Here is a 25,276-nt window from a genome sequence, read left to right on the forward strand (position 1 = left end):
ACAAATTTTTTTAAAATATATCCTAAAAATGGTAATTACTGTACCTTATTTTTATTATTTCTGAATAAATGAACAAAATTTGGGTTATAAAGAAATGATTTAACATCACTATTATGTGTAAATACACCACCGGTAAGTATTAATGCCTGTCTGTTTATTCTATTCTCAAACAACGTCTTTTCAAGATCATTTACGGTTGTTTCTATTATTTTTTGATCTGGCCATGAAATTCTGTATGCTATTATAACCCGGTCATCGGGGGAATACCCTGCATCAAGAAGTTTTTTTGTTACCGCACCGGCATTTGATGCACTTAAAAAAATGCCAAGGGTGGCTCCATGCCTGGCCATAACAGAAAGATCCTCGGATTCAAATTTTTCAGTACGCCTCGGCACCCTGGTAATAATTATTGTCTGTGTGCTTCCCGGGGATGTTAATTCCATGCCCATTGCTGCTGCAGCGGCAAAAAGTGATGAAATGCCTGGGATTATTTCATAATTCATGTTATTTTTTAACATAAATGACGTTACATCGTTAATTGCACCGTATATTGACGGATCACCGCTGTGTATTACTGTTATGTCCATGCCCTCATTATAAAACTTCTGAATAATTTCATTAATTTCATTTATGTTCATGCCAGAGGTTCCGTATATTCTATCTGTGGACGCATTCTTTAAAATATCAGGATTTACAAGTGAATCGGCATATAAAATGACATCCGTTTTTTCTATAATTCTTGCAGCCTTAACTGTTATTAAATCAGGGTCTCCTGGACCCACGCCTATTATATGAATCATTTTAAAATCACCAGTGCCATATATGAGTCTATATCATTTATATTATTATATATTTTCTGGGATTTTAGGGATACATTTTCCATAATATAATACTTTTTCAAATGCTCATCATCCAGTAATTTTTTTAATACATCCTTTGCCCCAATGGCCTTTATTATTGCCCCATTTTTTGTCCCCATTATCATTTTTTTCATGTATTCATAATCATTAACTGCCGGAATTATTGTAAATATCTCATCTTTTTCTGCCATGGGAATTCCAAATATCGCGGCGGCAGCATTTATTGAGCTAATCCCCGGTATGAACCTAACCTTACAGTCCAGATACCTGTATAAATCAAGGAATGTGCTGTAAAGCATCGGATCACCCTCAACAGCGTAGACAACACTATCATAAAACTCAAGTGAATTTTTTATCCGGCATGCATTTTCCCTTATTTTTTTTAATAAATCCAAGGATCTTATCGGAAATTCAAGGGGCTGCATTTTCTTTTTGTCAATGCCCAGGGCTATTAGAATATTCTCTGCGTATTTAAAAGATGTGTATGGATAATAGATTAAATCTGCATCCATTAGCATTTTATATCCCTTTACTGTTATTAAATCCGGATCTCCCGGCCCAAGGCCAACAACATATAATTCATTCATTTTTTCACCGCCGTTAATATAAATACAGGGTCTACAGGTTTAAGCATCATATCATTTTTAATTGTGTGGTTTCTATTTATAAGTGCCTGGGTAAGATCATACCCTATTTTATTATTATTAAGGTATGAAATAATTTTGTTTAAATTGCCGATTAAAACAGTATTTATTACAATTCTCCCATTTTTTTTCAGTCTCTTATATGAATAATCAAGGATTTCAGCGATTTTCCCTCCGGAACCACCAATGAATACAATATCTGGATCTGGAAGATTGTAAAGTGCGTCAGGAGCCTCCCCATTTATAATGTTTAAATCGCATGAAAATTTCTTCATATTTTTTTCTATATTATTGCAGGCCATGCTATTTTTTTCTATGCAGTATATGCCACCATCATAATTATACCGGCATGCCTCTATTGATACAGATCCTGTCCCTGAGCCTATATCCCATATAATATCACCATTTTTAACTGCCATTTTTGAAACAGAGATATGCCTTATCTCCTCCTTTGTGATATTCTCATTAATCATTGAAAAATTTTTATCACTTAAATCATCTGGTGAAAAATTTTCAATCTCATCAATAAAAATTAAATTTGGATCCGAGAATTTTGAGTTGAGTGCATCTTTAATATTAAAACATCTTATTTTCTCATCATTATATCCAAGCCTTTCAAGAACTATAAAGCGAAAATTGGTCAATCCATATTCAATCATATAACCTGCTATTTTATCTGGTGAGTTTATTTTATCGGTTAAAATTATAACCCTTTTATAATGTTTTATTCTCTGTGCAAGGCCCTTAATAGGTCTTCCATGCACGCTTATTGCATGTACGGTATTTATTGAAATTTTAAGTTTTGATAATGCGACATCAATGGAACCAATATGTGGAACAATATTTATATATTCAGCGCCAAAATTCCTGATTAATGCTGTACCAATACCATAAAATAAGGGATTTCCAGAGGCAATAACAACTATATTTTTATTCTTATTAAACTCATTTTTAATCTCATCCAATGCAGTGTCTAGTTTTTTTATTGGCCTAACATTTTTTTTATTAACGTTTAAAAGTTCAATATTTCTGGTTCCTGCAAAAATAACGTCGGCATTTTCAATAATCATTTTTTCCACATCAGTAAGGCCAAAGCCGGGCATTGAACCAACAACATTGATTTTATTCAATTTTTTCTGCCTCCAGCAATTTTATTAAATCCTCTTTTTTATTCATTTTCATAATTCCATTTATATTATCAGATATTCCAAAGGCACAAACTATTTGATTCTTAATATATTTTTTAATAATATCATAATATGAAAATGTACCATCTGCAAAGACAATATAATCTGAACTGTTTATTAAATCTATTATGTAATTATCAATTTTAATCAGTGTTTTTTTAATTATGTTTAATTCATTTTTATGGTTAAATCCTATAATATTATCATCATCACTTATATTATAATTATTTAAATCTATGATATTAAAAATGCCTGCCCGATGAAGTTCTTCCGGGTCGTCTGTGATTATACTATTAAAATTCCTTATGTCAATATGCATTTTTTTAATTAGTTTCATAAAGTATCCTATATAATTGCCAGATATGACCAGATTCCTATTAAATCTAAATTTTACATCATTATTTATGAAAATATCACTGATCCTAAAATTTATTATATTCACGCCATAATTTTCATAATCAACATTGATTTTTTTAAATTCATAAAAGATAAGCATTTTTTTAAATTTATTATTTTTTCTTCCAAATTTTTCATGGTATGAAACAACATCTCCGACTACAATCAGAGCCGGGTCCTCACTGTACTCATAATTTATGGTTTTTAATGTTCCTGTAAAGACCCTCTGATCCTTATGTGTCCCATTTTCAATAACAGCTATTTTTGTATTTTCACTGTATCCAAGAAAAAGTAACTTATCTATTATTTCATTAATATGTTTTGAGCCCATGAATATAATAAGGGTGTATGATGATTTATTTTCACCAAGTGATGGTATATTTAATTTTTCAACGTTATGCCCTGTGGCGGCTATTATTCCATGGCTAACGTCCCGGTGTGTTACAGGTATTCCGGCATACTCCGGAACAGCTATTAATGCTGATACACCCGGTATAACCTCAAAGTCTATATTGTTTTCCTTGAGAAGTTCTGCCTCCTCACCTCCCCTGCCAAAAAGAAATGGGTCACCCCCCTTTAGCCTAACAGTAATATCAAATTTATTAGATGCATCCAGAATTATTTTGTTAATTTCATTCTGCCTTATTGACGACACATATGGTTTTTTGCCAGCGTATATTCTTTCGCATCCGGGCTTAAGAAGATTTAAAACCTCTGGATTTATAAGGTGATCGTAAATAACTGCATCCGCCCTCTTTATTATTTTTAGGGCCTTTAATGTGAGCAAGCCCGTATCACCCGGGCCGGTACCAACCAGATAAACCTTTCCCATTACAGGATAATTTTATTTTCCTATTTGTTTTTATGTTTATTTATTTTGGTGCAAATTTAATTAATTTAAATAAAATTTTAATATAAGGGTGTTATATAAAAAGAATGGTGCAGAAGAGGGTTTTAATTTTGGGTGATGCCAATGCTGGAATAATAACAGCAAATAAATTGAGGATGCATACAGACAACGATGTGGATATTACGGTTGTTGGCAAATCAGAATACACATATTTTAAGCCTGACGGCGTTTTAATACCATTTAATGAAATAAACTATAAAGAAACATTTAAAAAGACAGATTTTGTTTTGAATTATGGAATAAATAGAATAAAGGCACTTGCAACCAAAATAAATTTGAATGATCATTACGTTGACCTTGATAATGGCAAGAGCATATCATATGATTACCTGGTAATAGCCACCGGAGACCGGCTTGTTCCGGAGGATGTCCCGGGGTATAATGATGGTATCTATCATTTTTATGATTTAAACAATGTTTTAAAATTAAAGGAAGGTCTGGAATCATTTAACGGTGGCAAAATTGTGGTTGGCCCTGCAAGCGTTCCCTTCCAGTGCCCTGTGGCACCTTCCGAATTTGTCTTTGGCATCGATAAGATTTTAAAATCAAGGGGTTTAAGGGATAAATCAGATATAACCTTGATAATGCCCATGGACGATATTCTACCGTTCAAAAATGTTTCAGACGTTGTTAGATCCGGACTTGAGGAAAATAAAATAAATTTCATACCGAAATTTAAGAATGTTACTGTTGATGGAAAATCGAAAACAATAACATCAGAATCTGGTGAAAAATTGAATTATGATATGCTTGTTTTAATACCCCCGCACAAGGGTCAGGAATTTTTAATAAAATCTGGATTATCAGAAAATACAGGTTATGTAACAGTTGATAAAACAAAATTAAATTACGGGGACTATGACAATGTTTATGTTGTTGGTGATGCTGTTGATTTTCCAATGAAGGTGGGGGCAATGGGGCATTCAATGGCAGCATATGTTGCATCCAAAATTGCCTCACAGATAAATGGAAATTATTCAGAAACATCCTTTGATGGCTTCATGGGCTGTTCAACCGTATTTACTGACCATACCGCATTCACATTATCCTTTGATTATTCATCAAAGCCATTTTTAAATTTTGCCAGTCATTCAGATTATTTCCTGAAGTATATATCAGCAGATACATACTTCTCATCAATTTTAAGGGGTATATTATAGGGTGATTTACATGGATGAAACAGATATGCAGAAGATTATGTCAGAGCTTGAGAAGAATAGGGATGTGCTTGATGCATTTTCAAGGTTAATAGAGAAGTTAAAAGGTGCAGGGCTTGTTCAGGCTCTTGATTATATTACAGAGAATGTTATTCCAGATAATCTGGACTTCTTTGCAAAATCATTTACATCTCCAGATTTCACGGATGTCGTTGCCAAATCTGGCAATACAATATTTTCGTTACTTTATATGCTTTCAAATCCAGAAATGTCTGATCTTATTAAGGGAATTTCATTTAATTCAACAGGTATAGCACAATCCATGGTTGACGGTGCATCATCTGCACAACCATTATCAATACTAAAATTGATGTCAATGCTAAAGGATCCTGAGATAGCGGCAGGCTTAATGGCATTAATGAATATGCTTAAGGTTCTTGGTACCGTATTTAAAAAATTAAAATGATTTTGCTATATTTAAAAGATTTAATGCACCCTGTTCAGTTAGAACAGCATTTAAATATTTTTCACTTATTTTTTTTAATCCCTCATTGTAGCCATTAATCATTACCGTAATTATTTTTATGCTGGTTTTTGCAAGGGCCGATGCTATATTCATTATATTCACCTTATCCTCGCCATCTGTAATCACTATTATTGTGCTTGTTAAATCATGGATTTTGCTGTTTTTAATATCATCAATTGCCCTTAGTATGGCGCATTCTATGCATGTTCCCTTGCTTGCCTCAACAGTAAGTATATTGTTTACTATATCATATGGCCTTGTGTACATTTCATGTGGTTTGTTATCAAAAAACCTGAAAAAGTATTTTCTGTGCTTTATTGCGGATAATCTAAATAATGCCAGGGCAACAGATCTGGACCAAACCATTTTATCGGCCTCATACATGCTTCCACTCTTATCAAGAAGTACATAGTATGCCCCCTCATTTAATATTACCTTCTCCTTTCCAGTGAAGCCATACAGAATTTTTGAATAAAAAACCTCATCAGGCATTGCAAGCTCCCTTGATAAAACATTTGATAAATTTCTTGTTTTATAATAGCCGCCAAGCTCACCAGAAGTGGAACGCGCCCTCATTTTTCTTGTGAACTTGGGCATAATGTCAATGAGCTTATTGGCGGTTGTTATAATTTTATCAGCATTCTGAACAGACATCATTCTTTCTGAGAGGTCTATAAGTCTATCTATGTCAGTGTCATCATTACCTGACCTTCTTCCTCCGGGTATTTCATTTCTCATGAGTTTTTCAAGCTGCCTTGCCTTTTCAGTCCTCTGCATGGATTCCTTCATGGCCCTGTCAACCATTTCGGAAGCACTTTTTCCCGGGGAATCGCCATTTTTCTGCCTTTCTTTTTTTGATTCCTCATTGAGGGCCTTCAAAAAATTAATGCTGTATATCATTGAAACCCTGTCATTTAATTTTGAATACGCCCTGAATTTTGAAAATTCATCGGATTGCACATAGGATGCAAGTTTTTTTCTAACACCCTCAAGGAATGGACTTTTGTTCTCATTATTGGAAACATATGCCAGATTTGAGTAATAAAGGAAATACATATCGGCTGCCGATGTTTTTAAATCCTCCTTAAATTCACCTGTTAAATCCATCCTGCCCGCATATCTTACTATTCTTTCCCTTGTGGTTTTGTAAACATTACTCTCAGGATTAATTCCGATTATATTGCTATTTATTTTCCTAAAAATAAGATCCTGATCCATATAAATTTACCTTCCCTTTAGCTTCTGGTATTTGCTGCCGGCAAAATCAAGTGTTGAATTTATTTTATAAATTACCTCCTTATGGTAAGGATTATTATCCGAACCAATATCTATTTTCATTTCCTCAAGCTTTTTTATGAAAATCTCTAAAAGATTTAATTTATCAAGAACCTCATTATAAGGTGAATTTTTGTGAATTGACTCCTCGGTACTGGCTATTAAGGATTTTGTCTCCTCTATTATTGTGTTTGCCTTCTGTATTATCTCTGATTTATTCTCAAGCTTTGAATCTATTATTGCAGCCTCTATTTTTGGAAGATCATCCTCAGAATCAGCCGAATATCTCATGGCCATGGCAATATCATTTCCCGATATTTTTCCAGAATTCATTAAGATGCTAAATGCGGCTGCTATTTTCAGCATCTTAATCTTCCTTCTATCGCTTAAAAGAACATTGTTTTCCTCCAGCTGAATCAATGCATCTGTATATCTATCCATAAGTGCCCTATCCTTATTCTTCATTTCAGTCAATCTGGATATTACCATATTCTGGATTTTAATAATATCCTCAACGTCCAGTATGGTTTTACCTAAAGATGATTTCTGCATTAAATCTATGCCATGTTCAAGCAAATCGGTTATCAGAGTTTTTTCGATATATTTATGGAATACCTTTATTGGATAACGGTCATACAGTGCCATATCCTCCTCATCATTTGATATTTCATTGCTTGCCGAATATATACCAAGTATATTTAATGAAAGCATTGAATCGCCGTTTGGAAGCCTCCTGTTGAGCATTATGTCCAGAAGTGTATTTCTTATTGCTGAACTTGCCTTAAAAATCTCATCCAGGAATATTATATTTGCATCAGGGAGCTTCCCCTTTGTGATATTTTTATACTCACCGGCTTTAAGCGCGTTTATATCAATTGGCCCCAAAAGCTCCTCAGGTTCAGTAAACTTTGTCAGAAGGTAATAAAAGTATTTGGCATTCACAAGTTTGCTCAATGTATCTATTATTGATGTTTTTGCTGTTCCAGGGGGGCCTATTAAAAGCGTGGGCTCACCTGATATGAGACCGGCCAGCACACCGTCGATAACATCCTCTCTTCCCACAAAACTGCTGGTGAGATAATCCCTTACCTCGCCTATCTTGTCCATGTTTTCCATTACTGTTAATAATTAAAATAATGCCTAATAAACATTTCTAAATTCCGCATAATATATATTATAGATTTTTAAATAACTATCTCTTTAAATTATTATTTTCATCATCATTATTAATATTGTATTCTTTGAACATTTTAGTACTATCCCTCCTTCCTGTGCCCGAAATTCCCATAAGAATAATTGCAATTAATGCAAGTGCTATTATATAATAAAATGCGTATTTTTCAATGCTTCTTATTATTGGATTTGCATGAAAGCTTACGTTTACATAATTAAAGTTTCCATGAACAGTTATGGTGCCTGTCTGGTTTTTTATTGAATAACCAAACAGTCCGCTAATATTATAATTGTATGTACCATTTTTTTCATAAAATACAATTTCATTATCTGTTGAGCTTAAATTTAATTTATTCATATTTATAAACCAGAGGGTGCCATTAATTAATCCAATGGCTTTAAAAATTACCGGATAAACATTTTCCGTTGCTTTATAATAAGTTTGTTTCGCAGCCAATTTGACCGAAAAATTGGATATCCTCTGGCCGTACGATGAATATATACTTATATTATATTCCCCTGGAATAAGCGTGATGTTCATAGCATAATTCCTAAAATTCGTTTTATAATTATTTGCAAGAACATATCCCTGAATAATGTATTTTGCGGTTATGTTTAGATATGATAATTCATTCTGGTTATAAACCATCTTTAATTTTCCGGTTCCATTCGTTATTTGAACGCCGGGAAAATTTTTATCCATCTGTGAATTGGCATTTGAAATTGTTTCAGCAGTATCAGATCCAAAATTGTATGCATTTTCTATGGCCTGATAATTATGGCCATTCCAGTATTTTAACTGCATTGTCAGGTTTGATTTTACATCCGTTGTGCTGGCACCATTGCCCGGGCCTCCAAGAATTAATTCAGCATCACATGGATTTCCCTTTGATGTATACTTGTATCCCTGTACAATGAAATCTGCGTTTGATGCATTTTTGGCGAATATAAATTTTACAGTATCATAAATATTCCATCCACTTCCTGTATTATATTCCATGTAAACTGTTGGATATCCTGAAATATTTTTATACACCTCTCTAAGACCTATACTGTCAGTGGTTATATACATGCTGGGTTCATCGATATAAAACTGCTGGCCATTGCTATTATATAAAGTTCCATTTCCACTCAATGTTGATCCGTATATATTTGCATACCTTGTTGTCTGGTTCCACACATTATCTAAAATACTTACACCAGGTGTTTTATTTGACGTTGACAGTATGGCAACATTCTGTATCCAGTAATCATACGTATGTCCACCAGAACTGAAGTTAAGGTGAAGGTTTAATTGAATTGATGCGTCGTTTTTTTCACCTGAAGGCAGGCTGGCATTGTATGTCTTTATATCAGTTATATTTATAATGCCCTCAAAGGAAGAGGTTTTTAATGAATATGGAGTATTTCCAGGGCCAATACCAATGGCAGATATTCCCATTGGCGCCGGTTCCGATGTGTATAGCACATAGGGATTTATGGAACTCTCAGTAACATTACCTGTAGCTTTTTCACCATAATTATCATTATAAACATTAATTGCCATTGAAAATATTAATAATGAAACCAGAGCTATTACTGCCAATGATTTGTACCTGCCTTTCATTACCATATTAATTAAATCGCATATTAAATTCTTGCTGTTTAATTTTTAATTCCTATATTTAACATGAATATTTATACAAACAAAATAAATTATTTCAGAATTATAATATTAAAATAAACAGCAAAATATTAATCATAATAAGATATATAACTAACAGGATTATTTTCATGAGGGCCCTTATTATTGGTTCGGCTGACCTGAAATACGATGGTGGAGGCGAGAGAAACGCTGTTCAGATAGCCGAAATACTGATGAGGATGGGCTATGATGTTACATTGATGGGATCTGGATATCCCTTTATAAGGAAAAATAATGTTAATGTTAAATTTAATTATATAGAGAATGCCTTTTCAGATGATATATTCTCAAACAGGCATTTAATGAAATTAACAAATGGAATCAGCATGGGATTTATAGGCCTCTTCTCATTTAACAAAATATGGGAAAAGATAAAGGATTATGACCTCTATTATTTTGTAACACCAAATTTTATCTTTAGAAACGCCGTTAAAAAATTTGCAAGGCTTGATAAGCCTCCTGCAGTTATACTGGCAAATCATGGTAGCTACTTTGAAATACTGGATAACCATAAATTTTTTGGAAATTTAATCAAATATATATTAAACATAATGATATTCTCAGGCATAACAGGCAAAATATCTGTGCAGGCCCAGAATATTTATCAGAAAAACTTTTACATAAATCAAAATTTCAAGGATATTTATTTAATACCACAGAATAATATAGATTTTAATAAATATAAAATTGAAGAACATAATGGATTCAACGTTGTGTTCTTAAATAAAATTACTAAAAATAAAGGTTCAAAGCTCCTATTTAAAATTATCAAACATGCTCCAAAGGATATACATTTTGATATAATAGGTTATGGAAACATGAATAAATTAAGGAAGAAATTTAAAAATTACAATGTAACATTCCATGGATTCGTGGATGAAAATAAAAAAATAGAAATACTGGCAAGATCGGATGTTATGATTAATCTGTCAAAATATGAATCCTTGAGCATTACCTCAATTGAGGGTCTTGCATCAGGGCTGTATATAATAGCCCCCAAAATATCTGGACTGGAATATATAAAATCAATGACGGAATATATGAGCATAGTTAAAAGGAATTATATTAGCTATATAAACGAAATAAAAAGGATAAAAGATTTTTATGGTGATAATTTTATAGGCATAAGAAATCAGATTAAAAATAATGCATTATCAATTTTTAATTACACTGTTATAGAAAAAAATATTGAAAATATGGTAAATGATACACTGAAAAAAAAAGAAATAAGATCATACACCATAGTTTATACAGTTAATAATGCTGATAAATTTAGATGCAATTTAAACAATCTTTTAAATTACATAAAGAATGAAAACATACCGGTTAATGAAATTATGGTTTTTAATAATACAAAATACAGAATAGAAACCACTGATAATATAAGGATATATAATAAAAAATCACCATATACCGGGACAGAGGAATTAAACCTGATTTCCCATGCAAAAAGTGATTATATAATTAAGTTAAATGATAAAAATGATATTAATAATATAAAAGAACTGATTAAATACATTGATTCCGGGTATGATGTTATTGTCGGGTCCAGGTTTATTAACGGGAAAATAAGGTCAATCAAGGATGCATTTGATCTCATTGTTATTAAATTTACACATCTAATATTTCCTGGAATAACAAAGGTTGATGATATTTTAAGTGATTTTTTTGTAATAAACAGGAAAATAATAGGGGAAAATAAAAAGGTGCCTGATGTTTATAAGGCACTTTTATATGTTCTTGCATCAACAAGGACGAGAAATATTAAAATGGTAAAAACATCATCATTATCCTGCAGAAGAATAATTATGGATGAAAAATCATTTTATTATTACATGACCGAGATTGTTGTGTGCATGAGGGCTTATCATAAAAGAAAGCCGGACAAAAACCATGATTATACACCAATTTAGGCATTTAAAAATTGTATCTGTATTTTATACATAAGATAGATATAATTTATCTTTAACCATTTAAATAATATAAATGGTTACATTTTAATAGATAAATTTTTAAACAAAGTTTATATCAGCTAATGTTGTCAGATTTAACAGAATCATTTGGGCAGGGTTTGGTATTCCAGTATTCGGCTGTCGGTAGCATGTTTTTCGGCTCCGCCATCTTTTATTTTGCCCTTGCCCATCTTTTACCGGTTTTTACTGTTGGTTCAATATCATTGCTTTATGCAATAATGAATATACTCTCAGCTGTTTTCATTTTTGGCCTTGGAAACGGCCTTCAGCATTATTTATCATATCATCTTGCCAGAAATGATACACAGGCAATCAAAAAAATTATTGTTAAGACCACATATATGGCAATTGGGCTTGCCATCCTTGCCTTTGTTACGGTTTATTATATATCAGATTATGTTGCAGTACTGTTCTTTCATAATATAATATATGCACAATCAGTAAAAATCATCGGAATTGCAATATCAATGTCAGTAATAATAAATATATTTGCATCTGTTCTGCTTGGTTTAAACCAGTATAAAAAATATTCAATCATGTATACTTTTTATTATATCATCCTGTATTTCTTCCCATTACTGCTTCTATTTTTGCTTAAAAATACAATATCCCTGCTCTATGGCATTGCCTTTACAGATGCAATATACGCATTAATCTTTATTATGATGGTCTACAGGAATTATTTTAAAATGCCAAAGGTCAATAATGAAAAAGCTGTCAGGGAGCCTTATAAGAATATAATAATTTATTCTATACCATTATTCTTTGCATCGATTATGAACACAAGTGCAACATATATAGACCGCATCGTTGTATCGTATTTTATAAATCTTGGATTTCTCGGCATTTATAATTTTGCGCTTGTTGTGGCCTCAGCCGCATCAATTATGGTTCTCCCAATATCCAATCTTTTAATACCAAAATTATCATCTTTCTTTTCATTAAATAATCTTGATGGATTTAAAAACAGCATTAAAATGCTCCTAAATATAGGCTATTTAATATATGTTCCTGCAGCACTTGGCATTGCAGCACTCTCAAGGCCGATTCTGGTGGTGTTTGCAGGTGACCAGTATTCAATAGGTTATATACCGCTGATGATAATTATGTTCATAACATCATTATTCGCAGGTGCGGTGGTATTATCATCCGGGATTTCAAGTGTTAGGCAGACAAGGATTTTTATATATTCATCTGCCCTTTCACTTGTCGCAAATATTGCGTTATCCATAATACTCATACCAAGATTTAACATCCTTGGCGCGGCAATTTCCTATTCATCAATGAATGCTGTTAACTTTATTATTGTTTATCATTATGCCAGAAAATTCCAGATAAATAATTTTGACAGGACCAGAATCTTAAAGATATGGTTCGCATCAATTATCATGTTCAGCATTGTATTTATCCTTCAGTTCCATCTTGCATACAGCATAATAAATATACTGTTATTGATACTTGTTGGATTTGGCATATATTTATTGGAAATAAAGGCTTTTAAATTAATAAGCAGGGAGGAAATGAATTATGTCCTTGATATTATACCTGATAAATTCAGCATGCTAAAGTTTATACTTGAAAGGCTTTCATATACAAATTCATCCTCTGGAAATGATAAATTGTTTAGATTTATAAAATAAATTCATTTTAGCCTGTAAAGTTCAGGCCTGCGCTGTTCTAAAACAGGCATTTTACCCCTCACATCATTTATCCTGTTAATGTCCAGATCAGAATATATTATATCCGGTGCCTCAGCACATCTGTTTATTATAACACCTATTGGGTCTGCAACGGTGCTTATACCTGTGAAATCGCCCCCAACAAGATTGGAACTTGCAACATAAACCGTATTCTCAAGCGCCCTCACAGAAACAAGGTTAAGCCACTGCTCCTCCTTAACCGGGCCTGAAAACCACCCAGAAATTATGACTATTAAATCTGCGCTGTTTAATGAATAATTTCTGAATATTTCTGGAAATCTTATATCATAACATATTACCATTCCTATTTTAAAATCGTTAATTTTAAAAATATCAAAAGGGCCATTTCCATGTGAATATAGATCTGATTCCTTAAATCCAAAGGCATCGTATAAATGTGTTTTTCTATAGAAACTGGAAATGCCCGAGTATTTGTTTATATAAACTGCTGTATCGTATATCCTATTTTCATATTTTTCATGAATCCCTGTTATTATGTCGATTTTATATTTTTGTGAAATTTTTTCAAGGCTTTGTACATACCCACCATGAATGTTCTCGGCCTCATCTGCCGGTTTAATGCCTTTATAATAGCACATATAGTACTCTGGAAAGACAACGAGGTCTGCATGATTTTTGCTGGCCAGCCGGGCATAGTTCTCAATATTTTCAAGGCTTTTTTCCTTGGTTTCTGGAGGAGTAAGCTGTGTTAAGGCAATTCTTATCATAAATTAAAAATATATAATGGGATAAAAATTTATTTGTTTTCCATATCATGGTGTGGTTCATGTGTGGGCTCTGTAATCTCCCTTAATTGATTATTAATAAAGGCATTAATCGCATCTTTTTCATTTAGACCTCCCGAATCGTACATTTTTATTTTATTTTTAACAAATCTGAATCCGGGACCTCCCATTTCAGACACTATAAGGTACCTAACATTTTTTTCAAGAATTGATTTAAGCATGTATATGCCCCTTGTCATGGAGGCCTTAAGGGCAGGGTTTTCGTATGATTCTATCATTTTTGCATTTTTTCCATCAATGCTGTAAATATGGATTTCCATGCCCTCACCGGGCCCGGTAACCTCATCACCTGTTACTGGTACTGCTACTAGTTCTCCCATAAAGCATAATATGTAAATCACTTATATAAACATGCATCTATTCTGTAAATAATTGCAAAAAAATAAAAATAATGTTGAAATTTGATAAAATGGATGGACTTGAAAAACTTTTATGGTCCGTATCTGGCCTAACCGTTCTGCAGATGACGCTGGGTTTTTATCTTTCACAGATTTCAAACCCTCTCAATTCCAGAATGCTGTATGTTCATATAATTACCGGCACATTGCTTTTTATACTTGCATTAATATTAATTAAACCATCCGGAATTAATAAAAGGCTCAGGAATCTCTCGGTTGTAAATTCGGGATTAATTGTACTAACGGGCATAATTGGCTCAGGCTTTATAATTTTTAAAAATTCAACATTTTATTCAACATACATGCCATATCCACATTTCCTGCTTGCAATAGGAATTATTAGCAATTATGCGGTCATGCTGGGAATCAAAAGAACCCTTTAAAATCTTATAATTTATGGCCTGTCCTTTTGCAGTATTCCACATAAAAATCTGGATATGATTCGTATTCTATATCATCATAATCATTTGCATCCATGAAGCCTTTCAGCCTTAGTAGGCACGAGTCACATTTTCCACAGGCCTTTTCCCTTCCATTATAGCATGACCATGTTAATTTATATGGCACACCAAGTCTTCTTCCAAGTTTTATTATATCACCCTTTGAAAGATACTGCAACGGTACCATGATTTTAAAATTTTCCTTGATGCCAAATTCTGTGCCAAGATTTAATGCATCATTCATTGCATTGAAAAATTCCGGCCTGCAATCAGGGTATCCGGAATAATCTATGGCATTTGCACCTATGAATATGTATTTTGCATTAATTGTTTCAGCATATGCGGCTGCAAGGCTCAGGAATATAGTATTTCTTGCCGGAACATATGTTACTGGTATATCATCTGAAATATCGTTTAAAGATCTTTCTGGGACCTCTATATCAGATGTTAGGGCTGACCCTCCAATCTGCCTTAAATCTATATTTAATATCTTTAGATCTAAATTATAGTACCTGCAAATTTCCCTTGATGAGTTTAATTCCTTTGAATGTCTCTGTCCATAATTTATGCTTAATGGGTATACCTTATAACCCATCTTTATTGCATATGCCATGACTGTTGGCGAATCCAGGCCGCCAGAGATAAGGCAAACAGCATTCATGTTATCCATGAAGCTTAATTATTATCATGTATAATAAAAATGTTATTTTTTTATCTCATATATAAGCGGCTTACCGGACAGACCATTAATAAGATTGCTGACTGCAACTTCCGCCATCTTTTTTCTGGTATTATCAGTTGCACTGCCTATATGCGGGGTTAATACAACATTATTCATTTTCAATAATGGATTATTATTATCAATTGGCTCTGTTTCGAAAACATCGAGTGCAGCACCTGCAATTATACCGGAGTTGAGAGCTGATATTAGGTCTTTTTCATTTATAACCTTTCCCCTGGTGCCATTTATAATAAATGCTGTTTTTTTCATCTTTTTAAATTTGGGCATGTCCATAAAATGGTATGTATCCTTATTATAATCGAGGCATACAAATAAAAAATCAGAATTTCTAAGAACATCATCCAGTGGCATAAAATTCGCATCAACATCACGTTTATGCCTGCTGTAATAAATCACGTCCATGTTAAATCCCCTTGCACGCCTTAATATTGCATTTCCTATCCTGCCCATTCCAAGAATTCCTGCAGTCGCGCCATGAACCTCGGCTCCAAGCATGAATTCAGGGTTCCAGCCTGATTTCCACTTATCTTCCCTTACGATTTTATCACCCTCAACAATTCTTCTGGCCGCGGCAAGCATTATGCCAAATATAAGATCTGCTGTTGTCTCTGTAAGAACCTCCGGTGTGTATCCTATTTTAATTCCCTTTTTTAGGGCATAATCAACATCTATGTGGTCATATCCAACACTGTAGGTGCTTATAACCTTTAATTTTTTACCCAAGTCTATTAAATTTTTGTCTATTTTTTCATTTAATGTGATTAAAATTCCATCAGCATTTTCTATATTTTTAAGAAGCCATGCATTCGCATCCTCACTTTCAGGCCTTCTTATGATGTTTATTCCATTTATTGAATCAATATAATTTCCAGGTAAATCGTGTGTAACAAGGACATTGTACATGTTTATGTGTAACCAAAATTATTATTTATTATTTTTTAGTTTCTTTTAATTCATTTTTTGTTTAACAATTAACTTTTAATATACAATTATAATTGGTAATTGATTAAAATTGAGTGTAATTACAGAATTAACGGTATATATAATAAAGCTTGTTGAGAACGTGATATTAAGCCTTGGGTATTCTGGTGTTTTTATACTGATGCTCTTGGAGGGCATGCTTTTACCAATACCCTCAGAGGTTGTCATGACATTTTCAGGCTATCTGGCATATTATGGTTTAATGGGTGGTTTTAATTCAATAATCAATGTCATTTTATTATTAATAATTGGCTCCGTGGGTGACCTTGTTGGTGCATTAATAGCATATGCAATAGGTAAATATGGCGGTGACCCATTCATTCTTAAATATGGAAAATATCTGATGCTCAAGAAGGATACAGTGGACAGGACAAAGGCATGGTTTGCCGCCTATGGTGAGCTTTCTGTTTTTACCACAAGATTTTTACCTGTTTTCAGAACATTTATTTCAATACCTGCTGGCATGGCACTGATGAGCCTTAAAAAGTTCTCATTTTTTACACTCCTTGGTGACCTGATATATGATGCAATACTGATATATATTGGCATAGTCCTTGGTTCCAGGTGGGAGGTCATACTAAAATATTTTGACCAGTTTTCATATGTTGCAGTCATCATCTTTATTGCCATAGTAATTTATGTTTATCTCAAATTAAGATCAAGGAATATAAAAACTTTAAAGAATGGGAAAACAAATAAATAATATATTAGTAAACTATATAGAATATTATGTTTTCCGATTCACCTGAAATTGTTAATAAATCATTTAATTTTCTTCTTGTTTCAAGGGCAACCAGGAGTGCTGCCCTTATTTTTGTGACATTATCCCTGCCATTATATTTACATTTATTGCATTATTCCTTAATTTTTATAGGACTTTTATATGTGCCAATTACACTATTTAATATTATTTTAATATTAATACTTGGCAGGGTGGGTGATTCCATAGGATATTCAAAGGTTCTTTTATTAAGCGAGATATTTCCTGTTTTTGGCCTTTTATTAATTACCGTCTCAACAAACATTTATTTTATTGCCACCGGTGCAATCATAGCCGGGATAACAGGTAGTGCTGGCGGAATGCGCGGTGCCTTCTCACCGGGAATGACTGCATTTGTGGCAAATAACTATCCGGATGAATTGCAGAGGGTAACAAAATTATCACTGCTCACGGCCACAGCATCGTTTTTCTCAATATTTGGCGGGATATTCCTTGGCCTTTATACATTTCTTTCGAGGATTACCGGCGCGTTAATGTTCTACAGAATATTCTTTGCAATATCGCTGATTTTAATTATATCATCTGCACTTGCACTTTCAAGGTTAAGGGAATATAAAAGGCCCAGGAAGACCACAAGGGTCATGAAAAAGGAGAGCTTTTCATACATGCTTAGAATAATAATACCAAACAGCCTTAATGCAGCGGCCATAGGAATAGCCATGCCGTTGCTTCCATTATGGTTTGAGCTTAAATATCACATAGGGGCAGGATATGTTGGTGATATATACACCATATCGTATGCTGCCACTGCACTTGGGTCATTCATATCCGGCAGATATTTAAATGGTCATTTTGATGGCCTTAAAATAGCATCCCTTGCGAGAATTCTTCAGGGATTATTATTTGCAGTCATAGCCTTTGTGCCATTTTTATATATAACTGCAGGAATATATATTATTAGAATGGCTGTGGCAGGGATAGGATCACCATTGAGGGGCGCAATAAATGTTAGGGGAATAAATAAGGAGGATTATGGTACATCCACAGGCATACAGGGTGTTTCCGGAAGGGCATCGCAGCTTACAAGTGGGTCATCTGGATATTTAATGGATTTTAACCTTGCATTTCCGCTTCTAATAGGGGGATCAATACAGGCCGTTGGTGGGGCACTGTATTACATTATGGTTAAAACATGGAGGCCGGGAAATGTTGCAGGCCTTAAAAAAACAAAAGCCTGAATTTTAATAAAATAATTTTTTTATTTCCGGGTCAAGATTTATTGCACCAAGGCATAAAACCTTATTTTTATCCGAATCTATGACTGTCATTGATGCATTTTTTATATCTATGCCAAAGCTGTCATCCTCTGTCCAGCCAAGGTAATATGATGCTATTGCCCTTATTGGGTCTGAATGCGATACAAATATGTATTTTCCGTTAAAACTATCCATTGCGGATTTTACTCTTGATATCATGTCATCCCAGTCCTCCATCCCTATTAAATTCCTTATGCTGCCTGTTATATGTGAATTCGGATACAGCGGATTTGTAAACTCATTTATCTTCTTTTCCTTGGCCCTGCCAAGATTTACCTCTATAAGCCTTTCATCAGTTTTAACATCAATATTAAGAACCTCACCTATGATTTTTGCAGTTTCAAATGCCCTTTTTAATGGACTTGATATTATTCCGTCTATTTTTATCCCGCTTAACTGCTCTGCAGTTCTTCTGGCCTGTGCCATTCCCTTTTCTGTTAATCCGCTTACATCACTGTCCCCGGAAAGGACCCCGAGCACATTTATATTGCTCTCCCCGTGCCTGATAAAAATATATTTTCCCATTAATTGCATATAACATCGGTGTTAATATTTATTTATAATTATATTTAAAAACGTAAAATCTTTATATACACAAAAAATAAGCGCTAAATGAAGGGGAAACAAAAGGCCATCATTTCTGCAGTAATAGCAATAATAGTAATTTTATCAGGCATTTATTATTTAACCGTTGAAGAGTCGCATTTTGGGTTTCCGAATTCAGATGATGCAGGACATATTGTTGGTTCAAAACTTAATGAAACAAAAATAGAAACATCAGGCCCGGGAATAAATTTTATAAAATCTGAGCGTGTTGAATATTATAATACTTCAAGCAAAAATATGGTATTAAATATAACCGAATTTGAGGACAACAGCTCAGAAATAGCTCACAATTCGTATATTTATGAAATACATTTATATAATGTAACCTATGGATATAAAATTATTAAAAGCAATGCAACATTAAAGGGATTTAAATACACGGAATTTTATTCTATAGGCGATATTCTGAGCATTGGAGAAAAGGGTAATATGCAGTTTATTATAAATTTATATTTAACAAATAATACATATTATTTAAAACCTGGAATATATACAATGGAAATAAATGGTGTTTCAAATATTACAATAAATCAAATGGCAAAAAGCCCATTTTAAATAAAATTAAAAAATTATAAAAAATTATAATTCAAATTCATGCCCGTTGAATGGAAGCACAAAGTTATATTCAGGTATTGCCTCCTGAAGTTTTTCTCTCTGGTCTCCATGGCACAGCACTATTGTTTCCGGGTCAATCTCCTTAATGAATTTTACCAGATCAGAATGACCTGCATGGGCTGATAAGTCAAAGAAATCAACTTTCATTGCCGGCTTAATTGTTGCACCGGCTATTTTTATGGTACCGTTTTCCATGAGGCTTCTGCCATTTGTGCCGTCAACCTGGTATCCTGTAAGGAATATTGCGGATTTTGGATCCTGTGATAATGCATCTATATATCCTAAAACAGGCCCGCCATCAAGCATTCCTGATGTTGTTATAATTATATCTGCCTCCTCAAGGGCCTCATTTCTCATTCTGTTATTCCTTACCTGTATTACCCTGCCCATGGATTTCCTGAACATTTTTGGATCCTTGAGGAATCCTGGTGTGTCCATGTAAATCCTTGATATACTATTACCCATACCGTCAACGTAAATTGTGTAATTCATATCCCTTAAAATCATTACCATTTCCTGTGTCCTTCCAATGGCAAATGTGGGAAGAATTACCTTGCCGCCATTGTCTATTGTCTCCTTTATGCTATCCTTAAGCCTTTTTATGACCTCATCCCTGTCCTCATGATCCCTTCCTGCATATGTGCTTTCCATTATAAGTATATCTGTTTTTACAGGCTTTGCACCCTTTAAAAGGTTTGTATCCCTTGTGTATAAATCACCTGTTATCATAAATGATTTTGAATCCTCGAACCACCACATGCTTGATCCGGGTATATGGCCTGCTGAATATGCCTTGGCAGTAAGATTTCCAACCTCAAATGGCTCGCCATAGTTAGCGGTTACAAGAGAATTAAATAAATTGCTTATATCATCCTCATTGTACATCTTTGTATAATTTTCAAGGTTCATTATCTTTAATGAGTCCTTTAAAATTGGAACTATGCTGTTTGCAGTCATTGCCGTTGCATGCAGGTTGGCGCTGTAACTGTGATAGTATACGGGTAATGCGCCAGTATGATCCAGATGTGCGTGCGTTACAAATATGTCATCCACCTTTTCTGGTGGTAATGGGTACTCTGGTGGCTTTTCTGGCTCTATGCCGTAATCCACCATTATCCTGCTCTGCTTATCCTCTATTTTTATTGCCAGTCTTCCGACTTCCTCGGCACCTCCGAGAAATTTTATTTTCATTTTTTTCACCTCTATGCCTTCGCATTTTCTAATCTCAAAGAACAGTTGCAATTTCTTTGATCGTTAATTTTAGGAATAACATTATATAATATATCTGAAACCTTTTTTTCATTTTCCTTCATAATATTCATAACATCAGAGGCCTCCACTGCAGTATCAGACCATGCATCATAATCTGTAACAGTGGCTATCATGCCATAGCACATTGATAATTCCCCTGCTAGATTTATTTCTGGAACAAGCGTCATGCCTATTATATCACCAAATGTATGAAATAATTTTGATTCAGCCCTTGTTGAAAACCTTGGGCCCTCTATGCATACATACGTTCCGGAACTGTGTATATTATAATTTAATGATTTTCCGGTTTCATATATTTTTCTGCTTATCTCCGGGCAGAATGGGTCTGCCATTGATATATGATAAACATCCGGGCCATCATAAAAGGTTAAATCACGCCTTCTTGTCAGGTCAATAAACTGATCGGGCACAACGATATCGCCAGGGCTGTAGTCCTCCTTTAAAGAGCCAACTGCATTAAGCCCAATAATTCGCTCAACGCCAATATGCTTTAATGCCCATATATTTGCCCTGTAATTGACCCTATGCGGTGGAATTGTGTGCTTTTTACCATGCCTTGGAATAAATGCAACCTCAACACCATTTATTCTTCCAATCTCGATCTTATCTGATGTTTTGCCATATGGCGTATCAACATCAACAGTCTCAGTTTCCGTCATTAATGTGTAAAGGCCACTTCCTCCTATTATGCCTATATATGTCATTATGTATCCCGTTAATTTATATGCTATATTGTGAAATGCTATTTATTAATTTCTTATTTTTTATGATTATATTTTAAAATTTATTTTAATTTTTTTATTAAATACCTGTTTATGCCTGAACCATACTGTGCCGCCTTCTTATTTCTGTTATATATTGATTCAGGAACACCGATATTTTTTGCTATTTCCCTTAATATTAGCTTATTGCTTTCGCCATTTATATTAACATTCCTTGTTATTTTCGAACGTAATTTTAACATCTCCGGGCTTAAATATGGGGTTATCAATTCCTTATCGTAATACTCCGCCATCTTTTTCTCCCTTGGCAACGTCACATTAAACAGCCTGTTAATATAAGTTTCATTTGAAAGCCCTGGGTTGTCCATAAATTTATGGTAGCCATAGAATAACTCATCAGCACCCTGTCCTGTCACAACATATTTTTCAGATATAAAATCCATTAAAATGAACAGCACAAGCTCATAGCCCATTTCCATTCTGCTTATATTCTTATCTATTTTTAATAGCTCATCAATATATCCGTCAATGTTTAAATCATCAAGATAAATTTTTTTAACATTAACATTTAATAATAGTTCTGATTTCTGGGCATTTTCTATATCCCTTGATGTTCTAAACCCTAAAGTATATGGAATAAACTTATAATTTGATATTGCCAGAAGGAGCGATGAGTCAAGCCCGCCTGAAAACGCAATGGCACACGATTTATCCTTTAAAGAATCTATGTAATTTTTGAGTGCAGCATACACATCTCCAACCAGGCCTTCCATAACAATTAATTGTAAATCCGTATATAAACTTAAAGTTATTTGTATGTTCAACCGAATTATATCTAAAATATAACAAGGCTTTAAATTATAGTCTGTAACATTTTTGCCCCTTCATATCCCGATTGTGCAGGCCCTTTTCATTTTTACAGCAGATTCAATATACTATCAAAAAGGATAATACATTATTAAAATATTTAAAAAAATTATATTATGTATTATAATGCCAAACTTTATAATTATTTATGCATTTTAGTCCTAAAATGATAAGGGTAATGGCTACGGGAGTATTTGACATAGTGCATCTTGGCCATTTGCATTACCTTCAGGAATCCAAATCCTTTGGTGATTATTTAATGGTTGTTGTTGCCTCAGATTACACCGCCACAAGGCATGGAAAGAAGCTTATATTCAATGAAAATGAAAGGCTTGAATTAATAAAGGCCTTAAAACCTGTTGATTATGCTGTTGTGGGCCATAGCAGTGATAATATATTCAGAACAGTTGAGGAATTAAAGCCAGATATAATAACACTTGGCTATGACCAGAAATTTGACGAGAATTATATAGTTAATGAATGCAAAAAACTTGGGTTAAATGTAACTGTTAAAAGAACATCAAAATATGATGGAATAAATAACAGCTCATCAATTATAAGGAAAAAAATTCTGGAATCACTTTAATTTTGTTTTTTACCGCTTGCTTCCTCGTATCTCTTCTGTATTGTCTCCTCAAGTTCCTTATACTTTTCTTCAAGGTTTTTCTGCTGATTTTCAAGTGTTTTAAGCCTCATCTGGCTTAACTCCTTTTGTTCCTCTAGGTCGGATACAAGCTTGTTCTTATCATCTATTTTATATAGTACCGGCCCAACGTTTTTATAAATGGGTGTGCCGTCCTTTACGCTGGAAAGCTCCTTTAATGTTCTGTCTATTTCCTTAACCTTAATGTCCAGCTGATACCTCTGGTTTGCTATCTGCTCTATCTGGGCCTGTATATCCTGTGCCTGCTTTAACTGATTCTGCAAATACGCATTTATATTTGGTTCTACCATTTTTCTACCTCCATTACCTTTTTGGCAACATTTAAAACCCTTGAAATTGAGGAAAGGCTGGCACGCATGGAAGAAACATCAGGTGATTTTATTGTAATGTAAAAGCTGGATGCGTCCGAATTTAAATTTATTTCAGACCTTCCAAAGCTGTACTCCAGTTCTGGTTCCACAGATTTTATGTAATTCTCATATTTTGTTCTTTCAAGGGTTATTGTAACCGTGAACATCTTTATAACTTAATGATTTATTCTTATTTAATAGTTTATAATAAAATTAAAATGTAATTAGGGGCTTAATCACATTGTCTGTTTTTTTGTCCATCATTTCAAAGGCCCGATAAGCATCATCAAATTTAAATCTGTGTGTTGTTAATTTTGTTGGGTCAATCCTTTTATTTTCGAGAATTTTCATGAGCCTCTCCATTCTTAATCTCCCACCAGTGCATAATCCTGTTTTTATTGTTTTTTCAGCCATGCCATAACCCCATCCATCCCTCGGTATGGGCACGGAATCACCATGGGAATGATAACCTATGTTTGATATTGTTCCCCCGGGTTTTGTTACATTAATTGCATTTGCGAATGTAACCGGAGAACCTAAAGCCTCAATGCTGGAATCCACACCATTGTTGCCCGTAAATCCCATTATGGATCTTACAGCATCCTCCTTTTTAAAATCCACTATATTATCTGCACCATAGTATTTTCCCAGTTCTATTCTTGCCGGCACTGTTTCCACAAGTATTATACTGCCAGCACCAAGCATTCTGGAACCTGCCACGGCCATTAATCCAACCGGACCCCCTCCAAATATTGCAACATCACCCCCGAGTGGTATGTGTGCATTCTCTGCACCCATAAAACCGGTGGACATCATATCGGCAGCATATACTGCAGCCTCATCTTTTACATTATCCGGGATTTTTGCCATGTTGGCATCAGCATCATTAACATGGAAGTATTCAGCAAGGCTCCCATCCTTGGTGTTTGCGTATTTCCATCCACCAAGTGGAGAATTTGACTGTGATGGATGCCCCATCTGGGCTGCAAGGGAACCCCAGTCGGGTGTTATAGCACCAACTATAACCCTGTCACCAGGTCTAAATGATTTAACATGGTCACCTATTTTGTAAACCGTTCCAACCGCCTCATGCCCCATAGTTAGATTATGCCTCTCACCTATGGCACCATGGAGTGTATGTGTATCCGATGTGCATATTAATGCATGGGTTGTTTTTATAATGGCATCATAGGGCCCGCATTCAGGTACTGGCTTATCCATAAAGCCAGTTTCATCTATTTTTTTCATAACAAATGCTTTCATAATAATTATAAAAGGAATTGTTATAAAA

27 protein-coding genes are annotated in these 25,276 nt (G+C 34.0%); 9 read left to right on the forward strand and 18 right to left on the reverse strand.

All coding sequences use genetic code 11. From position 1 onward, the window contains the following. Positions 1–35 precede the first annotated feature (35 nt). From cobM to cobA, 4 genes are read right to left on the reverse strand one after another with little or no spacing between them, the layout of a single operon-like run. A complete protein-coding gene (gene cobM / locus AOG55_RS08855; protein ID WP_084779437.1) occupies positions 36–800 on the reverse strand; it encodes a precorrin-4 C(11)-methyltransferase in 765 nt (254 codons plus the stop codon). Continuing rightward, positions 797–1,447: a precorrin-2 C(20)-methyltransferase gene (locus AOG55_RS08860; protein ID WP_055041188.1), complete on the reverse strand. Its 651-nt coding sequence runs from the start codon at positions 1,445–1,447 to the stop codon at positions 797–799. Before AOG55_RS08860 ends, cobM begins: the two co-directional genes overlap by 4 nt. After that, entirely contained in the window at positions 1,444–2,634 is a 1,191-nt protein-coding gene (cbiE, locus tag AOG55_RS08865) for a precorrin-6y C5,15-methyltransferase (decarboxylating) subunit CbiE (protein WP_055041189.1), read from the reverse strand. Before cbiE ends, AOG55_RS08860 begins: the two co-directional genes overlap by 4 nt. After that, on the reverse strand, positions 2,627–3,919 hold the full coding sequence (gene cobA, locus AOG55_RS09240; RefSeq protein WP_084779438.1) for a uroporphyrinogen-III C-methyltransferase: 1,293 nt from the start codon (positions 3,917–3,919) through the stop codon (positions 2,627–2,629). Before cobA ends, cbiE begins: the two co-directional genes overlap by 8 nt. A gap of 104 nt (positions 3,920–4,023) precedes the next feature. Here cobA and AOG55_RS08875 point away from each other — a divergent pair, with 104 nt between their 5' ends. Further along, the gene (locus AOG55_RS08875; protein ID WP_055041190.1) at positions 4,024–5,157 is read left to right on the forward strand and encodes an NAD(P)/FAD-dependent oxidoreductase; all 1,134 of its coding nucleotides are present in this window, start codon (positions 4,024–4,026) and stop codon (positions 5,155–5,157) included. 10 nt (positions 5,158–5,167) lie between these two features. Then, positions 5,168–5,620, forward strand: a complete 453-nt coding sequence (locus AOG55_RS08880; RefSeq protein WP_156318814.1) for a DUF1641 domain-containing protein — start codon at positions 5,168–5,170, stop codon at positions 5,618–5,620. On the opposite strand, the gene AOG55_RS08885 is transcribed toward AOG55_RS08880, so the two are convergent. The 3 genes from AOG55_RS08885 to AOG55_RS08895 all read right to left on the reverse strand — a co-directional run bounded on the left by AOG55_RS08885 (position 5,612) and on the right by AOG55_RS08895 (position 9,734). Next, positions 5,612–6,898: a vWA domain-containing protein gene (locus tag AOG55_RS08885; protein WP_054964102.1), complete on the reverse strand. Its 1,287-nt coding sequence runs from the start codon at positions 6,896–6,898 to the stop codon at positions 5,612–5,614. The genes AOG55_RS08880 and AOG55_RS08885 overlap by 9 nt on opposite strands. Before the next feature lie 6 nt (positions 6,899–6,904). Continuing rightward, positions 6,905–8,062, reverse strand: a complete 1,158-nt coding sequence (locus tag AOG55_RS08890; protein WP_236689001.1) for an AAA family ATPase — start codon at positions 8,060–8,062, stop codon at positions 6,905–6,907. Between the two features lie 85 nt (positions 8,063–8,147). Continuing rightward, positions 8,148–9,734 (reverse strand): thermopsin, encoded by a 1,587-nt coding sequence (locus AOG55_RS08895; RefSeq protein ID WP_162216779.1) that lies wholly within the window; start codon positions 9,732–9,734, stop codon positions 8,148–8,150. Positions 9,735–9,901: 167 nt separating this feature from the next. On the opposite strand from AOG55_RS08895, the gene AOG55_RS08900 reads away from it, so the two are divergent. Both AOG55_RS08900 and AOG55_RS08905 read left to right on the forward strand, forming a co-directional pair. Then, complete coding sequence (locus tag AOG55_RS08900; RefSeq protein ID WP_055041193.1) at positions 9,902–11,725, forward strand: glycosyltransferase; 1,824 nt, start codon at positions 9,902–9,904, stop codon at positions 11,723–11,725. 125 nt (positions 11,726–11,850) lie between these two features. Next, positions 11,851–13,425 carry an oligosaccharide flippase family protein gene (locus AOG55_RS08905; RefSeq protein WP_055041194.1) on the forward strand — a complete coding sequence of 525 codons (1,575 nt, stop codon included), beginning with the start codon at positions 11,851–11,853 and terminating at the stop codon, positions 13,423–13,425. A gap of 2 nt (positions 13,426–13,427) precedes the next feature. Here the strand turns inward: AOG55_RS08905 and AOG55_RS08910 are convergent, their stop codons facing one another. After that, a complete protein-coding gene (locus AOG55_RS08910) occupies positions 13,428–14,213 on the reverse strand; it encodes a carbon-nitrogen hydrolase family protein (RefSeq protein ID WP_055041195.1) in 786 nt (261 codons plus the stop codon). Between the two features lie 29 nt (positions 14,214–14,242). Continuing rightward, on the reverse strand, positions 14,243–14,611 hold the full coding sequence (locus AOG55_RS08915) for a NifB/NifX family molybdenum-iron cluster-binding protein (RefSeq protein ID WP_054963993.1): 369 nt from the start codon (positions 14,609–14,611) through the stop codon (positions 14,243–14,245). Between the two features lie 89 nt (positions 14,612–14,700). On the opposite strand from AOG55_RS08915, the gene AOG55_RS08920 reads away from it, so the two are divergent. Then, the gene (locus tag AOG55_RS08920; RefSeq protein ID WP_054963999.1) at positions 14,701–15,072 is read left to right on the forward strand and encodes a hypothetical protein; all 372 of its coding nucleotides are present in this window, start codon (positions 14,701–14,703) and stop codon (positions 15,070–15,072) included. Positions 15,073–15,076: 4 nt separating this feature from the next. Here the strand turns inward: AOG55_RS08920 and queC are convergent, their stop codons facing one another. Next, the gene (gene queC, locus AOG55_RS08925; RefSeq protein ID WP_201779099.1) at positions 15,077–15,799 is read right to left on the reverse strand and encodes a 7-cyano-7-deazaguanine synthase QueC; all 723 of its coding nucleotides are present in this window, start codon (positions 15,797–15,799) and stop codon (positions 15,077–15,079) included. Positions 15,800–15,832: 33 nt separating this feature from the next. Further along, positions 15,833–16,774, reverse strand: a complete 942-nt coding sequence (locus AOG55_RS08930; RefSeq protein WP_055041196.1) for a 2-hydroxyacid dehydrogenase — start codon at positions 16,772–16,774, stop codon at positions 15,833–15,835. Positions 16,775–16,883: 109 nt separating this feature from the next. Between AOG55_RS08930 and AOG55_RS08935 the strand changes: the two genes are divergently transcribed. Both AOG55_RS08935 and AOG55_RS08940 read left to right on the forward strand, forming a co-directional pair. Continuing rightward, complete coding sequence (locus tag AOG55_RS08935) at positions 16,884–17,555, forward strand: DedA family protein (protein WP_048102224.1); 672 nt, start codon at positions 16,884–16,886, stop codon at positions 17,553–17,555. A gap of 26 nt (positions 17,556–17,581) precedes the next feature. Then, positions 17,582–18,811, forward strand: coding sequence for an MFS transporter (locus AOG55_RS08940; RefSeq protein WP_048102225.1), 1,230 nt, complete (start codon positions 17,582–17,584; stop codon positions 18,809–18,811). A gap of 3 nt (positions 18,812–18,814) precedes the next feature. Here the strand turns inward: AOG55_RS08940 and AOG55_RS08945 are convergent, their stop codons facing one another. Continuing rightward, entirely contained in the window at positions 18,815–19,414 is a 600-nt protein-coding gene (locus tag AOG55_RS08945) for a histidine phosphatase family protein (protein ID WP_048102226.1), read from the reverse strand. 87 nt (positions 19,415–19,501) lie between these two features. Between AOG55_RS08945 and AOG55_RS08950 the strand changes: the two genes are divergently transcribed. Beyond that, positions 19,502–20,050, forward strand: coding sequence for a hypothetical protein (locus AOG55_RS08950; protein WP_055041197.1), 549 nt, complete (start codon positions 19,502–19,504; stop codon positions 20,048–20,050). A 24-nt stretch (positions 20,051–20,074) separates the two neighbouring features. On the opposite strand, the gene AOG55_RS08955 is transcribed toward AOG55_RS08950, so the two are convergent. The 3 genes from AOG55_RS08955 to AOG55_RS08965 form a co-directional block, all read right to left on the reverse strand. Then, positions 20,075–21,301, reverse strand: a complete 1,227-nt coding sequence (locus tag AOG55_RS08955; RefSeq protein ID WP_055041202.1) for an MBL fold metallo-hydrolase — start codon at positions 21,299–21,301, stop codon at positions 20,075–20,077. 11 nt (positions 21,302–21,312) lie between these two features. Next, the gene (locus AOG55_RS08960; protein ID WP_048102230.1) at positions 21,313–22,086 is read right to left on the reverse strand and encodes an S-methyl-5'-thioadenosine phosphorylase; all 774 of its coding nucleotides are present in this window, start codon (positions 22,084–22,086) and stop codon (positions 21,313–21,315) included. A gap of 80 nt (positions 22,087–22,166) precedes the next feature. Further along, complete coding sequence (locus AOG55_RS08965) at positions 22,167–22,877, reverse strand: asparagine synthase C-terminal domain-containing protein (protein ID WP_055041198.1); 711 nt, start codon at positions 22,875–22,877, stop codon at positions 22,167–22,169. Positions 22,878–23,137: 260 nt separating this feature from the next. Between AOG55_RS08965 and AOG55_RS08970 the strand changes: the two genes are divergently transcribed. Next, positions 23,138–23,557 (forward strand): adenylyltransferase/cytidyltransferase family protein, encoded by a 420-nt coding sequence (locus AOG55_RS08970; RefSeq protein WP_055041199.1) that lies wholly within the window; start codon positions 23,138–23,140, stop codon positions 23,555–23,557. Here AOG55_RS08970 and AOG55_RS08975 read toward each other — a convergent pair. The 3 genes from AOG55_RS08975 to AOG55_RS08985 are packed head-to-tail and all read right to left on the reverse strand — an operon-like array spanning position 23,554 to position 25,248. Continuing rightward, complete coding sequence (locus AOG55_RS08975; RefSeq protein WP_055041200.1) at positions 23,554–23,925, reverse strand: prefoldin subunit beta; 372 nt, start codon at positions 23,923–23,925, stop codon at positions 23,554–23,556. The two genes, AOG55_RS08970 and AOG55_RS08975, sit on opposite strands and share 4 nt — an antisense overlap. Then, positions 23,919–24,152 (reverse strand): KEOPS complex subunit Pcc1, encoded by a 234-nt coding sequence (locus AOG55_RS08980; RefSeq protein WP_048102234.1) that lies wholly within the window; start codon positions 24,150–24,152, stop codon positions 23,919–23,921. The genes AOG55_RS08975 and AOG55_RS08980 overlap by 7 nt, the downstream gene beginning before the upstream one ends. A 46-nt stretch (positions 24,153–24,198) precedes the next feature. After that, positions 24,199–25,248, reverse strand: coding sequence for an NAD(P)-dependent alcohol dehydrogenase (locus tag AOG55_RS08985; RefSeq protein ID WP_055041201.1), 1,050 nt, complete (start codon positions 25,246–25,248; stop codon positions 24,199–24,201). Positions 25,249–25,276 lie beyond the last annotated feature (28 nt).

This window comes from Acidiplasma cupricumulans, from assembly GCF_001402935.1.
Lineage (GTDB): Archaea > Thermoplasmatota > Thermoplasmata > Thermoplasmatales > Thermoplasmataceae > Acidiplasma > Acidiplasma aeolicum.